Raw genomic sequence first — 14810 nt, 5'->3', positions numbered from 1 at the left:
ATACTATACGTCGACTTACGGTTATGACCCGAATACCGGCTTGCTCACGTCGATGGGCGACGACAATTGGGGCCGCCATCTGGCGTTATGCATGGGCGATCGCCGCAGGTGACTGGCATACGGTCGGTCTAAAACGGACGGCACGGTAACGATCGCGGGGAATAATCGGTACGGCCAATGCAATGTAAGCAGCTGGCGCAACATCGTGGAGGCATCGGCGGGCTACCTTCATACCGTCGGGCTTCAATCGGACAGCACGGTGGCCGCTGTAGGTTTAAATAAGCACGGACAGTGCGATGTAATCGGTTGGAGCGGCATAGTGGCGGTCGCGGCAGGGAGTTATCATACCATCGGTCTTAAATCCGACGGTACGGTCATTGCCGCGGGCTGGAATAAGCATGGCCAATGCAATGTAAGCGGCTGGCGCGACATTGTAGCGGTAGCGGCGGGATGTGCTCATACGCTCGGCCTTCAATCGGACGGCACGGTCGTAGCCGTGGGTGATAATGAATATGGCCAATGCGATGTGAGCGAATGGCGCGGCATCCAGCTGCCCGGCAGGTATTAATGTTAATTGCTTAACTTTTAGGAATTGATCACAGGCTTTTGGCAAAAATTCGATGCAACAAGACGTCGGAATGTGTAGTCAAGGTTAAATAGCAAGGCAAAAAGAGGCGGCACCAAATGGAATGTTTGGTGCCGCTTTACATTTGGGTTTCGCCTTACCGGACGCCGCAAGTCAAGGATTGAGATTAACAACAAGGATTTAAAGTTGGAAATAAATATGGTTGCAGTCTAACGCTTTAGAAGGGCAAGTTTCCTTATAGCAGGCCGTATGAGGGGGATTTCCTTCCGATTGATCATGTTGCAGTTGGACGAATACAACAAAAATTTGAATTGACAGATCATTAAAAATACAAGTAATATACATGTATATTAAAAGATAATACAGTTGAAGCATGCAACCACAAGTTATGATGTAACGGCGGATGGCTTCGATTGGCGCTTTGTTGCAGAAACTTATGACAGCGTTTTCTTGATCGATTGAATAGAAAGAAACTCACTTATTAAAGGAGGAGCTTGCGATTGTTGCTGCGGATGGAATTTATTAAGCTCTCGCTGCTGGAGCCCGGGGAGGAACATCGGCTTAACTTCATGCTTATGCACCCCTGCGGAAGAATGGAGCCGCAATCGGATACGGCCTTTAGCATGACTTGCAGCGACCCGGAGATCGTTGAGGTGAACGGCAGCGTGATCACCGGGTTAAAGCCGGGCGAGACCGAAATTGCCGTAGACTTTCTGGACGATAGATTTTCAGAGTTTAAATGGAAGGTTCTTGTAAGGCCGGCTGGTCAACCTGCGAAATTGAAGCTGAAGGACCGTCCGAGGATTTTGTTTTCGATCGATGAGCTCGCGGATTTTCGGGATCGGGTTAAGCGGGATGAAGGCAGTTCTGCGAGGGAAATCGATGCATCCGGGCTATGGGCCGGATACTTGGCAAAAGCGGACGACTATGTGGAGGAAGATAGCTTCGAGGTGCTGTATCCGTCCATATCGGATCAGTGGAAGGTTGCGATGCCCCTAACGGAGCCTAATCGAGTACCAGAACCGCAAGGCCATACCTTCTTCCCGTTCTGGACGATGTATGCCAGAGCGATAGAGGATCGGCTGGTCGTCATGTCCACGGCCTTCCTGGTGACGGAAGAGAGAAAGTATGCGGTTCGAGTGAAGCAGCATCTGTTGTCCTTGGCCTCATTCGGGAAATGGTATGAGTTCGACGAGCGGGGCGCGGAAGGAAATCTGAGCAACGCCCATCTGCTGCTAGGCGCTTCGTGCGCCTATGATGCCATTCACAGCTTGCTGACGGAAGAAGAGCGGCGATCGATTCGCCAAGCCATTCTGGAAAAAGGGCTGCATCCGCTGGCCATCGATATCGGAAGCTGTGATATGCACAACATCGTGGCAGCCAAGCAGGTGGCGATGGTGTACGGCGCGGCGGCCATTATGGATGAGAACCCGTTTGCGGCCAAATATCTACAAGCAGGACTTACTTATCTTCAAAGCTATCTGGACCGAAAAGGGGTGTCCGGAGAAACAGAGGGGCTGCTGTACGACAATGTGGCTGCGCGCCATGCCTGGATGGCGGCGGATCTTTATCGGAGAATCAGCGGCGATGACAGGCTGGTTCAGCATCCGTATTTGCGGGAAGAGCTTCCTGAACGTTTTTTTCGGCTGCTGGCACCGGGAAAAGAAAGCTCGTTCCCGAATCTGTCGGATTCGTTTTACAAGCTCGATATCGCTTTCCTCATGGCCATGACAGCTACCCATTACGACCATCCGGCAGCGGCTTGGTACCTGCACAAGCATGCTGCAACGCATCATGCATCGCTTCTTTATTTACGGAAAGAGACCTCACCTGCAAGTCCTACGGAGCTGTACGGCAAGCGCGCTTCCGCGGTATTCCGGAGCGTAGGCTGGGCCGCTCTGCGGTCGGGATGGGGCGATGAGGATCATCTGCTGTGCTTTACCTCAAGCAGCTCGGCGAAGGACCATAATCACAAGGACCAGAACAATCTGGTGATCAATGTCGGCGGAGAGTGGCTGTTGACCAATCCGGGCTACCAGGATTATGTACCCGGTCCGAAGGCGGATTACACTACCGGCACGGTGGGTCATAATTCGCTGCTCGTCAATGGTCAGGGGCAGATCCGCCTGGGTGGAGGGGGTCTCCGGGAGGAGTTGTTGCTCCCGTCATTTGAGGCGGTTGTCGGGGACGCTGCCGAAAGCTATGGCGGGCTGCTGAAACGCTACCGGCGATCTGTCCTGCATATCGATTCGTCATATTACTTCATCGTGGATGACGTGGAGCTTCATCAGGAATCGGATGAGGCCGAGCTGCTGTTTCATACGACTTCGGCGGTTCTGGATGGAGAAGAGCCCAAGGCTCCGGGCGAGAATCTGGGAAGTGAATCCGTTGTATTTCAGGGACAAAGCGCCGCACTGCAGCTCATGTTTCCTTTTCCTAAGGAGAAGGTGCTCACCCTCCGCGAGTACCCCGGTGCTGAAACCTATGGTCCTTATGTAGCTGTCGGTGGCACAAAAGGCAAAAGACGGCGGTTCATCACGCTGATCAATCCAAGGGTCCAATACGACGAGAGGTTGACCATCCATCAGGAGGAGCAGGAAAGCGGAAGCCTGACTGCCGGGTTAACGGTGGAAAGGCTGGGCGGGGGGGAGGATATCTGGCTGTTCTGCGCTGACGCTGTGGAAGCCCGCTACCGGGGCATGTCCTTTCTGGGAGAAGCCGCCCGCATATCGGGTAGCGGCCTGCTTAATTTGTGGAAGGCTGAACGGTTGTGCGGCGGGGACATCGATTTTGAGGCGGAGCTGCCTCTGAGTCTATACAGGGATGCCCGCCGTTCAACCTGCAATGTGCATAATCCCCACCCAGTGGAGGTCTCCTTCAAGCTGAAGCAGGTAACTGCTGGCGTGGAAGTCGAACAAACCGCACCGCCCGGCTATTATGAATGGAATCTTATGGATTTTGGCAGAGGTGGTCGGGCCGAAGGGAGAGAGGCTGTATGGAAACCGTGATATCGGAGGTCAATCCATCCACTCCCGCCAAAAAGAGCGCGTGGAAGCGAATCCGGACCCGAATGTGGAGGGACCGTTATCTGTACCTGCTGCTGCTGCCGGGCCTGCTTTACTTTATCGTGTACCGGTATCTGCCCATGCTGGGCATATCGCTTGCCTTTAAAGAATACAGCCCGTTCCGGGGGTTCGCGGAGAGTCCTTGGGTCGGATTCGCAAACTTTGCCCGGATTTTCGAAAGCCCGGAGGTTATCCAGGTTATATGGAATACGCTGACCATTTCCTTTTTGCAAATCGCGTTCGCATTTCCGGCGCCGATCATTCTGGCCATCATGCTGAACGAGGTGGCAAATCCGCTCTTGAAAAGAGGGCTGCAGTCCATCGTTTACCTGCCGCATTTTCTGTCTTGGGTCGTGGTGGTCGGCATCGTGACGATCTTTTTCCGCAACGAGGGCTTGATCAACGACGTGCTGCGCGAATGGTTCGGCTTGCAGCAGACGATCCCTTTTCTCACCGAGCCCGATTATTTCCGAGCTTTTCTGATTTTGGAGGTCATCTGGAAGGAAGCCGGCTGGGGAACGATTATTTTCCTCGCGGCGCTGGCAGGCGTCAACCCGGCTCTTTACGAGGCGGCCGTCATGGACGGCGCAGGGCGCTTCCGCCAAATCTGGCATATTACGCTGCCCGCTATCCGCAGCACGATCATTATCATGCTGATCATACGTCTGGGCGACGTGCTCGAGGTCGGCTTCGAGCAGGTGTTCCTTCAACTGAACGCCTTTAACATGCACATCGGCAATACGCTCGACACCTTCGTGTATTACAAGGGGATCCAGCAGTCGGACTACAGCTTCTCCACCGCGGTCGGCGTATTCAAGGGTCTGGTCGGTCTTGTGCTGGTTATGGCCGCCAACAAGCTGTCCAAGCGGTTCGGCGAGCAGGGCGTATATTAGGGGCTTCGATTCTTTCCGGGAGGAGATCTGACATATGAAGCAAAAATCCATCGCGGACCGCTTGTTCGGCGGCGTGAATATCACTCTGCTGCTTGTCATATCCGCAGTCATGCTGTTTCCGTTTGTATATTTGTTCTCGGTTTCATTTTCCTCGTTCGAGGATTTTCTGGGCAGCAAACTGCTGCTCTGGCCGTCCAAATGGACGACCGACGCCTATGAATATATCTGGGCCTCCAGGACGTTCCGGCAGGCGCTGCTGAACACGTCGCTGGTTACCGTGCTCGGTACCATCGTCAATCTGTTGTTTACGGCGACGATGGCATACGCCTTGTCAAGACCGATCGTCGGCCAGCGTACCGTCATGTTTATGGTCGTATTTGCGCTCTTGTTCTCGGCCGGCATGATTCCGACCTATCTGGTCGTCCAGGAAACGGGGCTGCTTGATTCCATCTGGTCGCTTATTTTGCCGGTGGCCATCGCGCCCTTCAACCTGATTGTCATCCGCCAATTTTTCATGAACATACCAAGCGATATGATCGAGGCGGGCATCGTGGACGGCGCGAATGACCTGCAGATTTTCGGGCGCATCATCCTGCCGCTCTCGAAGCCTGCGCTGGCGGCTTTCAGCCTGTTTTATGCGGTCACGCACTGGAACAACTATTTTGCGCCGATTCTGTACATCAATGATCCGGCCAAATGGACGATACAGGTCGTGTTGAGACAGATTGTGGTGGTGGGGGAAACGACGGGCACGCTCGGGGGAGATAACATGTTCCTCGATAATCCGCCGCCTCCCGAAACGATTCAGATGGCCGCCATTCTGATGGCGACCCTGCCGATCCTGATCGTGTATCCGTTCCTGCAAAAGCACTTTGCCAAGGGCGTCATGCTGGGCGCCGTCAAGGGTTGATGATTTCGAACGGCCGGATCATGGAGCTGTCCGAATCAATCATAAACGGAGGTCACACTCCAACATTGATAAGAATGGGGGAAAGTTCATGTTAAAGAAACGCAGACTTACCGCAGTGATGGCGGCCTTGCTCTCCATCAGCGTGGCAGCATGCGGCGGCCAGCCGAAAGCGGAGGAGAAACCTGGAACGACCACTCGGGGTGAGGAAAAACCGGCACAGACAGAGCAGACGTATGAGATCACAACGATTGATTTTCGCTACGGTGATCCGCCACCGACTTCAAGTCCGGGGCTTGACATGATCAATGAGAAATTTAAAGTCGACTACAAGCCGGTTTTTGTGCCGAATACCGCCTTTGATGAGAAGATCAACGCTGTGTTCGCCTCAGGTAAAATACCCGATGCGATCGGACTTATGTCGGCTGACATCAAGAACCGCTACAATAAATTTGCGAAGCAAGGGGCTTTCCTGGACATCGAGCCTTATATCCAGGAGTATCCGTCGCTTAAAGTGGTGCCTGATTTCATCTGGGATGCCATGCGGGTGAACGGCAAGATTTACGCCATCCCGCAGTATTCTCCGAAGTATCAGGTGGTGACGGTCATCCGTAAGGACTGGCTCGACAAGCTGAACCTGAAAACACCAACGAACTATGAGGAACTGAAAGAAGTGGCGCTGGCATTCACGAACGGAGATCCGGACGGCAACAGCAAGAAGGACACCTACGGGATCGCCATCGGCCAGGACGTTAACCCGAACTTCAACCAGGGACCGTATTGGGACCCGGATGCCTGGTACCACCAGGATGCGCAGGGCAACTACATCCCGGGCATTATCGGTGAAGGCCGCCAGGAGTTCATTACGATGCTGTCTGAGCTCTACAAGCAGGGAGCGATGACGAAGGACTACGCCATCCTGAACTGGGGAGACACCAACAAGGAGTTCTATTCCGGTAAAGCAGGCATCTTTATTGGAACGCCGCGCGGCATGTCGCAGGATTACATGAACGGCCTGCTCAGTATTCATCCGGATGCCCAGTTTATCAGTCTTGGCCCTTTCGAGGACAAATACGGCAACAAAGGGCTTACGTCCGGGGCGGGCTACAACGGAATTACCGTGCTGAGCGCCAAACTTGCCGATGAGCCGGAAAAGCTGAAGAAGATTTTTGAAATGATTGATTTCGGCCGCCAGTTCTATCCGCAGGATCAGCGGAATGATAAAAACGCCGATTTTGATTGGTGGTCGGGCAAAGTCGGTGTGGGTTATGACATGAAGGACGGCGTGCAGGTCAACAAGGAGAATTTCGCATCCGACGGACTTGCGCCTTCCACTTATTTTGTTGATAACACTTCGTGGGCGCCTCAGGATTTCGATAATGATTACTCCATTACGTATCAGACCAAGCAGCTGGTCGATCTGGTGGAGGAGATCGAATCCATGTATAGGGAAATCAAGCTTTATGCTAACCCAATCAATGGCCTGGAGTCGCCGACCGACAACTCGAAGGGCGCCGAGCTGAGAAAGTATGTCATGGATGAGCAGGTAAAAATGATTGCAGGCACACGTCCGGTTTCGGACTGGGATAAACTGGTCCAGGAGTATCTGGACAAAGGCGGTGCCCAGGTCATCCAGGAATACAACGCGAATATCAAAGAGAAGGATCCGAAGGCACTGTTTAAGTGAGACTTTTGAAATGACGCTTTTATACATGATCCGTAGGACGGCGGGGCAAATCTTTTTGCCCCTGTTCTGCATTGGAATAACTAGCGCCTATGGGAATGCGAGCTGTGGAGGAGGGAGACCTGTATCATGGAAAAAACAGCGAAAATCGGTCTGTGGTTTAACAGGCAGTCGGCGGAATACTTCTGGGGACACGGCCAGGACCTGTTTCAGCTTTATGTGGAGGAGGTGCTTGGTCATGCGGGCATTCCTTATGCAAGGTTTGATGATGCCGAAACGCTCGAGTCATATGAACCCGATATCATCGTCGTACTGCACCCGGGGGAGAAGGAAGAGGACCTGAACCGATTGGAGCAGTGGGCCCGCCGAGGAGCGACGCTCATCAGTTACGGCGGATTGAACCGTATGGCCGGACAGATGGGCTGTACCCGGTCTGTCATCCGGGATGCGGTGTATGGGGACCTGACAGGGCTAAGCTATGCGCAAGGCATACCGGTTCTAAGGGCGGTTAGCAGCGATCCGTGGATGGCGTCGGAGAAGTCCGTCATCCCGGTTCAAGCGGATGGCGTTCTGCGCCGGCTCCGTAAAGCTGGTGCCGAGGCAGCCGCAGCCGTTCTGGAGTTTTCGCTAGGTGCCGGCCGGCTGATCCGCTGGAATGTGGACATCCCCGCGAATATCGTTCTGCTTCAGCAGGGCGGCGGCCCGGTCGTCCAGGACGGCATCCCCGCACCGGACGGTACGGGAGCGGTGGACGAAGGCATTTTGAAGGCCGATGACCGGTGTGAGTTGGACTGGAATGAAGACCGCTCGGTGACGGAGACCGGGATGCCGTACTTTGATACGCCGTATGCAGACTGGTGGCGCGAGGTGATTGTCCGTCAGCTGATGGAGGAAGCAGTTGCGCTGGGAATGACGCTTCCGTTTCTGGACTATTGGCCGGAAGGCGTCAATCAGGTGGCCATGATCTCGCACGACAGCGACTTCAACATAGAGGAGGCGGCCCAAACGACTCTGAGCGTGCTTCAGGAAAACGGCGTCCGCTCGACCTGGTGCATGATCGAACCGGGCTACTCCCCGTCGCTCTACAAAGAAATTCAGGCTGCCGGTCATGAGCTGGCATTTCACTACAATGCTTTGGAGCAGGAGAAGGGGATATGGAGCGCCGAGGAATTTGCCCGTCAACTGAACGTAATCCGGAGCACCAGCGGCGCGCCGATCATTTCGAACAAGAACCACTATACCCGCTTTGAGGGCTGGGGAGAGCTCTATGTATGGTGCGAGCAGAACGGCATCGAAGCGGATCAAACTAGAGGGCCGAGCAAAAAAGGAAATGTCGGCTTTCCGTTCGGTACCAGCCATCCGTATTACCCGATCGCTCGTTCGGATGACCGCAACCGGCTATACCGTGTGCTGCAGATCGGCTTTCTTACCCAGGACCTGGAGCATCCCACGCTTTCGGATGCGTCGGTGATTGCCCCGTTTCTCGAAAAGGTGGCGGAAGTCCGCGGCGTCGCCCATTTTCTGTTTCACCAGCAGCACATCCATCATCTAGGGAACGTTCGGCATGCGTTTTCGCAAGCGGTCGAAACCGCGAAGCGGCTCGGTTATGCGTTCTGGACGAGCGAGGAGATCACCCGCTGGGAGCAGGCCAGACGAGCTGCGGTGCTCCGGGTAGGCGCAGACGGTACCCTCATCACCGAGAATCTTCCGCAGGGAGCGGTAGTGAGCCAGCCGTTGGATGCGGTGGCGGACCCGTCAGCTACGCAAGCGGTCATTCGCTTTGGGCGGCCGTGTACAGGAGCGGCGAGCATTATGAAAGCAGCAACCGAATAACGGCAATGAGGAGGAATCAGACAGTGGCAGCGTTAGCGATCCATGGAGGGGCGCCGGTCAAGACCGGTCCTTTTGGCACAGGCAAAAGATTCGGGGAAGAGGAGGCCGCGCATCTGCTCGAAGCGCTGGAGCAGAACACGCTGTTTTATCATTTCGGCACCAAGGTTAAACGGTTTTTGACCGATTTCAATGCGATGTACGGCCGGGAATACAGTGTAGCGACATCCTCCGGCACCGCGGCGATTCATGTGGCGCTGGGCGCGGCTGGCGTCTCCGTAGGGGACGAGGTCATTACAAGCCCGATTACGGACCAGGGAACGCTGATCGGCATTCTGTACCAGAATGCGATTCCCGTGTTTGCCGATCTGGAGCCTTACACTTACAATCTGGATCCGGCCTCGATCGAAGCCTGCATTACGCCGAGAACGAAAGCGATCCTTGTCGTCCATCTGGCGGGATATCCGTGCGATATGGACCCGATCATGGAGATCGCGAGAAAGCATGGCATCAAGGTCATTGAGGATTGCGCACAGGCTTATCTGACCCGGTATAAGGGGAGGCTGACCGGCACCATTGGCAATTATGGCTGTTTCAGCACGAACGATTTTAAGCATATCTCCACCGGGGACGGAGGCATGGTGCTGATCAATTCGGGAAAGCGCGAGGATTACGAAACCGCTCACGCTTTTGCGGACAAAAACTACCGCCGTCTCGGCACCACGGTTGACCGGGGAACCAGCTATATTGCGCCGAATTACCGGATGACCGAGCTGCAGGGAGCCGTCGGAATCGCCCAGCTCAAGAAGCTGCCCTGGATATGCGGGCGGCGTCAGCAATATGGCGACCGGCTCAATGAAGGATTGCAAGGAATCCAGGGCGTCATTCCGCCGCAGGTCGACCCGGAGCATGACTGTACATACTGGTTCTACATGCTGCGACTTGACTTGAATAAGCTGACCTGCAGCCGTGAAGATTTCTGCAGGGCGCTGGAGGCAGAGGGAATCCCCAACCGTGCCGGCTATATCCCGCAGGTATGCTATTTGCAGCCGCTGTTCCAGAACCGGCAGGCTTATCAGGGGAGCCATTTTCCGTTTGACGGCAGCAGCGTCTCTTATGAGCCTGGCCGTTGTCCTGTCGCGGAGGCGATATTAGACACGACGGTGCAGATTCCGATGAACGAATTCTACACGCCCGAGGATATTGAGCATATCATTCAGGCGGTTGCCAAGGTAGGCGCTTATTATGCGAAAAGCGATGAATAATACGGAAGAAGTGAACGACAGCAAGGCAACGGGGACGATGGGGGTTTTTGAGCGGATCGGCGTACCCGTTGATGTCGACGAGAGCAGATCCGCGGCGGTGTGCCGGAGAGCCGACGGGACCGAGCGCATCGTAATCGCAGCCCGGGGATATGTGCTGATCGCGGATCCGGGAACAGGAAACAGCACCCAGCTTTATTTTCCAGGGGGCGAGGGCCAGTACCCGTTTGCGTCGATCAGTGATTCCCGAGGATGGTTCTATACGGGAGCAGGCCGCTATTTTTACGTTATCGATCCGTTCACCCCGGCTTTTGTCGGGCAGCACCGGGTACCTGAAGGGGAAGAGGGAGCCGGCTTTGCATTTGCCGTGGATGGAGATGGTCGGGTCTACGCTACAACTTACCCGGGAAGCTATCTGATGGAGCTCGATGCTTCGTCAAACTCCTCGCGAACCTTATGCAGGCTGGATGCCGAGAGGAAGTATGCCATGACGCTCGCCTGCGGAAGCGGGGGAAAGGTCTATGCCGGACTGGGCACGACGTCGCCGGCCATCGCCTGCTTTCATAAGGAAACCGGAGTGTTGGAGATCGTTCTGGAGGGGTCGCCGGATACGACGGGCAGCGGTGCCGTTCACCAAGGCTGCGACGGCGCCGTTTACGGCTGGCTGCCATCCGGAGAGAACGGAGACGGCATATGGTACCAGCTGGGCGAGCGGGGGGCAGAGCAAGTAGCGGCGGCGGAGGTCAACCTGTCCCTGTATAAGGGGGCAGGTTACAACAAGCTGCACCGGGACCTTGATGCCGGTCGAGTGCTGCTGAAATGGCAGCTGTCCGACAGGCAGATCGAAATCATGGAAGCGGACGGAAGCCTGAGCCGGATTCCGCTTGCCTATAAGGGAGGCGGAACGTCACTCTCTCCGCTGTTCGGAGGTCCGGACGGCATTCTTTACGGCACTTCCAATCACCCGCTTCATTTGTTCACGTACGATACCGAAGCCGGGCATCTGACCGATTGGGGCGGCGATATCGTGGAGCGGGGAGGCGGCGGCAATATTGCCGCTTACGCGGCTCAAGGCAGCATCCTCGTGGGTGCGGCTTATGCCGGCGGCATGGTCCATCTATTGGATACGGCGAAAGAATGGTTTACGGAACCTGGACCTCATCGGAATCCCCGGCTGATTTATGATAATGCCGCTGTCCACAGGCCCAGATGCGCAGCCGCGCATCCGGACGGCCGCCATGTGTTGTACGGCGGCTTTCCCGGTTATGGTGCGGCCGGCGGCGGGCTCGGCATCGTGGATGTGCTGGCAGGTCAGGTGGAGATGCTGGAGAACCGGGAAATCGTCAGCGGGCAGAGTACGATTTCGCTTGCCGTGCTGCCGGATGGCAGGGTATTCGGCGGCACCAGCATCGAGACGCCCGGCGGCGGGATCAGCACGGCCGAGGAAGCGGTGATGTATGAGTTGAATTGGCCTGACCGACAAGTGATTCGGCGCTGGGTGCCGGTTCCGGGCGCCAGGGAAATCGCTCAGCTGATTTCCGGGCCAAACGGGCTTCTCTATGGCTTGACCTCGGAATCGGTGTTCTTTGTTTACGATGCAGGACTGCAAAAGATCATTCATTGCCGCGGTCTTTCTTCCTGGGGAGGTATTGTCCGGCAGGGACTGCTCATGATAGAGCGAAAGGGGCATCCATTCCTTCTGGGTCTGCTGAGCGGGGCTTTGTTCACCGTAAATACAGTGAATATGCAGCCGGAACTGCTGGAAGTGCTTCCGGTCGAAGCGACCAGCGGAATCGCCTGCCTGAATGGATACGTGTATTTCGGTTCCGGTGCTGAGCTGTGGCGGTATCGGATGGAAGAGGAAGGTGATTACTTTTATGACTCGCTTTAATGGGGAAATTGTGCCGCTGTTAGAGGGAATCCATACCCTTGAGGCCTGGATGGAGAAGGAGTTCAGGCTGAAGGCACGCTGGCTGCAGCTGCTGGGAGAGCCCCCGGAGCCGGTTGATTATAAGCCGAGAGCCGTCGCAGACAGCGGGGGCTTCCGGGTGCTTTCCGTGCATGAGGAAGAAGATCACACAAGACAGGCGATCATGTACGAATCACCGGACGGGGATTCGATCCCGGCTTATCTGTTGCTCCCTTCAGGAACGCCTGCTGTAGGAGGATTCCCCGCTGTACTTGCCCTTCACCCGACAACCGAGAATGGAAAAGACGATGTATGTCTGTCTTCCGGACGAGTAAACCGGCAGTATGGTCTAGAGCTGGTACAGCGCGGTTTTGCCGTGCTGGCTCCGGACTCCATCACGTTCGGCGCCCGAATCTATCCAGGAGAAGCGCCGTTTCAAACGGCTCCGTTCTATCAACGGCACCCTGCGTGGACCGCAGTCGGCAAAATGCTCTCCGATCACATGGTAGGGGTCGACGTGCTGACCTCGCTGCCGCAGGTAAATCCACGCCGGATCGGCGTTATCGGCCACTCGCTGGGCGGCTATAACGGCTGGTTTCTAGCCGGAATGGATAAACGCATCAAGGCCGTCGTCTCGAGCTGCGGATTTACGATGTTTCGCGGCGATCCGGAGCCGAACCGCTGGGGCCTTCGGGAATGGTTTTCCCATATCCCTTCCATTACGGACAGTCTGAACAACGGCTCTCTTCCGTTTGAGTGGCATGAAATCGCTGCGCTTGCGGCTCCAGTGCCGATGTTGATGTGGTGCGGAACGCGAGACCCGATTTTTCCGAACTGGAGGGAGATAGCCTCGGGACTGGGGGAACTGGATGGTTTGTATGATTTTCTGGGAGCTTCATCTGCTTTCGAGAGCTGGATGGGTCATGAAGGGCACGATTTTCCGCCGGATATCCGGCAGCGAGCCTACGCTTTTCTTGAAAAACAGCTTGCGAAGTAAAATATAACCGCGTTCTTTATCCGGAGTGCATGGAATCCTGATGTCCCTCATGATATACTGAATGTTATAGACATGTATAGGAGCGGTATATATTGTTGCGTAGAAGAAATGAATTTCATGAGCGTTATGAACGCTTTATTCAGGAATTAAGGAATGAAATCGTTGCCGGTGTTCTTCAGCCGGGTGAATTTATTTTGCCGGAAAATACGCTTAGCCAGAAATATGAAATGAGCCGGGTATCGATCCGGAAGGCGCTGGATGAGCTGGTGAACGAAGGATTGATCGAGAAAATCGCGGGCAAGGGCAACCGGGTGAAGGTGCCGGATGAGGACAGAACGCCTGTCGTGCTGAGACTCGCCTGGTTCTCTTCCTCCTATGAGATTCCGATTATCGAAAAAATGATCGAGGCGTTCGAGCGGAAGCATCCGTTCGTTCAGGTGGAGATGGTGCTGTACTCCGAGGATTTCTACACCGAAACCATCATCCGTTCCATGGAGGACGGTCAAGGGCCAGATCTGTTTATTATGTCGGATCAGCATTTCCGCGAATGGGCCGAAAGCGGGCGCACGAATCTGCTGACAGGATATGTTCCTCCCCGTCTCATGGAGGAAGGAGTAAGCTATCCGCAGGTCTTCGAGCTGTTCAATCATGAAGGCGGCATGCTCGCGGCGCCGTTTGTGTTCTCTCCGGTAGTCATCTGCTATAACCGTTCGATCTTCCGTCAGCACGGACTGACTCACCCTGTCAGTCTTGGCGACTGGCAGGAGCTGCTGGAGGCGGCCAAAGCCTGCACATCGGCCCCGAACGAAGACGGAATGACCGATCATTACGGCTTCTGCTTCTCTTCGTCCCCCAACCGCTGGCCGGTCTTTCTGCTTCAAAATGAAGGCAGCATCATGGCTGCAGACCGCAGCCGGAGCACGATGGCGGACGAGCGGAACATCGAAGCGCTGGAGTATTGCGTATCGCTGATGTACAAGGAGCATGTGTCGCCGATCTTTTCCCATGGCAGCAGCCATTTAGCCGAAAGCCTGTTTATGAAGGAACGGGTCGCGATGATCATGTCCACTTATTATTTCATGAATGAATTCCGCGACCATTCCATCGACTGGGATGTGATGACCTTGCCGAAAGAGGCTAAACCCGCCACTATACTGTTAGGTGGGGGTCTGTCGATCAACGCTGCGAGCAGTCATCGGAATATCGCCGAAAAACTCGTGGATTTTATGACAGACGAGGAAGCTCAGAAACTGCTTAAACAGTACGGATGCACCATTCCGGTGTTGCGGTCCGTGGCCGAGGATGACAGCCTGCTGAATCCGGACATTCATCCGCAGCACTATAACCGTTATCTCGAGGTGCTGCCGCATGCTTATCCGCTGCATATCCTCAACATGAACCAATCAGAAATATTGACGCTGCTGGATGAACTGAATCTGTTGTGGGCTGGCATGGAGACCCCGGCGGATACCTGCACCCGGATCGAGCAGCTCTTCAACTCCCAGCTGGGCTTGAAGGGCGCCGGTACCGGAATGGAGAAGTGATGAATCGGTAAGAAAAGCACCTTCAGGAGAACGTTGCTATGTCGTAAGATATGGAGGCGGTCTTGAAGGTGTTTTTGTGTTGGGAGCAAGAGTCAGCTATCTGTTAGAAGACGCTAACATGTTAATGTAAAAA

At 55.0% G+C, this 14810-nt stretch carries 9 protein-coding genes and 1 pseudogene; all 10 read left to right on the top strand.

The genetic code is table 11. From position 1 onward, the window contains the following. Nucleotides 1-80: 80 nt before the first annotated feature. Nucleotides 81-568: pseudogene (locus HMPREF9412_RS29035) on the top strand (RCC1 domain-containing protein); the annotation flags it as partial. Nucleotides 569-1086: 518 nt separating this feature from the next. Continuing rightward, on the top strand, nucleotides 1087-3594 hold the full coding sequence (locus HMPREF9412_RS29030; protein WP_009595435.1) for a heparinase II/III domain-containing protein: 2508 nt from the start codon (nucleotides 1087-1089) through the stop codon (nucleotides 3592-3594). Beyond that, nucleotides 3582-4544: an ABC transporter permease gene (locus HMPREF9412_RS29025; protein WP_009595458.1), complete on the top strand. Its 963-nt coding sequence runs from the start codon at nucleotides 3582-3584 to the stop codon at nucleotides 4542-4544. The genes HMPREF9412_RS29030 and HMPREF9412_RS29025 overlap by 13 nt, the downstream gene beginning before the upstream one ends. A 34-nt stretch (nucleotides 4545-4578) precedes the next feature. Then, the gene (locus HMPREF9412_RS29020; RefSeq protein ID WP_009595444.1) at nucleotides 4579-5454 is read left to right on the top strand and encodes a carbohydrate ABC transporter permease; all 876 of its coding nucleotides are present in this window, start codon (nucleotides 4579-4581) and stop codon (nucleotides 5452-5454) included. Nucleotides 5455-5542: 88 nt separating this feature from the next. After that, on the top strand, nucleotides 5543-7138 hold the full coding sequence (locus HMPREF9412_RS29015; protein WP_009595463.1) for an extracellular solute-binding protein: 1596 nt from the start codon (nucleotides 5543-5545) through the stop codon (nucleotides 7136-7138). A 126-nt stretch (nucleotides 7139-7264) separates the two neighbouring features. After that, nucleotides 7265-8968, top strand: a complete 1704-nt coding sequence (locus HMPREF9412_RS29010) for a hypothetical protein (RefSeq protein WP_009595464.1) — start codon at nucleotides 7265-7267, stop codon at nucleotides 8966-8968. Between the two features lie 23 nt (nucleotides 8969-8991). Continuing rightward, nucleotides 8992-10230 carry a DegT/DnrJ/EryC1/StrS family aminotransferase gene (locus HMPREF9412_RS29005; protein WP_009595471.1) on the top strand — a complete coding sequence of 413 codons (1239 nt, stop codon included), beginning with the start codon at nucleotides 8992-8994 and terminating at the stop codon, nucleotides 10228-10230. Further along, on the top strand, nucleotides 10211-12118 hold the full coding sequence (locus tag HMPREF9412_RS29000; protein ID WP_009595423.1) for a hypothetical protein: 1908 nt from the start codon (nucleotides 10211-10213) through the stop codon (nucleotides 12116-12118). The genes HMPREF9412_RS29005 and HMPREF9412_RS29000 overlap by 20 nt, the downstream gene beginning before the upstream one ends. Then, complete coding sequence (locus HMPREF9412_RS28995) at nucleotides 12105-13133, top strand: alpha/beta hydrolase family protein (RefSeq protein ID WP_009595468.1); 1029 nt, start codon at nucleotides 12105-12107, stop codon at nucleotides 13131-13133. Before HMPREF9412_RS29000 ends, HMPREF9412_RS28995 begins: the two co-directional genes overlap by 14 nt. A 92-nt stretch (nucleotides 13134-13225) precedes the next feature. Then, nucleotides 13226-14677: an extracellular solute-binding protein gene (locus HMPREF9412_RS28990; protein ID WP_009595401.1), complete on the top strand. Its 1452-nt coding sequence runs from the start codon at nucleotides 13226-13228 to the stop codon at nucleotides 14675-14677. Nucleotides 14678-14810: the final 133 nt, after the last annotated feature.

The sequence above is a fragment of the Paenibacillus sp. HGF5 genome, assembly GCF_000204455.1.
Lineage (GTDB): Bacteria > Bacillota > Bacilli > Paenibacillales > Paenibacillaceae > Paenibacillus_AQ > Paenibacillus_AQ lautus_A.
This window is presented reverse-complemented; position numbering and strand designations above follow the sequence as displayed.

Excerpts from the sequence above, each read along its gene's own strand:
- HMPREF9412_RS29000 (WP_009595423.1), top strand. The coding sequence starts at position 10,211 with ATGCGAAAAGCGATGAATAATACGGAAGAAGTGAACGACAGCAAGGCA.
- HMPREF9412_RS29015 (WP_009595463.1), top strand. The coding sequence starts at position 5,543 with ATGTTAAAGAAACGCAGACTTACCGCAGTGATGGCGGCCTTGCTCTCC.
- HMPREF9412_RS28995 (WP_009595468.1), top strand. The coding sequence starts at position 12,105 with ATGACTCGCTTTAATGGGGAAATTGTGCCGCTGTTAGAGGGAATCCAT.
- HMPREF9412_RS29010 (WP_009595464.1), top strand. The coding sequence starts at position 7,265 with ATGGAAAAAACAGCGAAAATCGGTCTGTGGTTTAACAGGCAGTCGGCG.
- HMPREF9412_RS29020 (WP_009595444.1), top strand. The coding sequence starts at position 4,579 with ATGAAGCAAAAATCCATCGCGGACCGCTTGTTCGGCGGCGTGAATATC.
- HMPREF9412_RS29025 (WP_009595458.1), top strand. The coding sequence starts at position 3,582 with ATGGAAACCGTGATATCGGAGGTCAATCCATCCACTCCCGCCAAAAAG.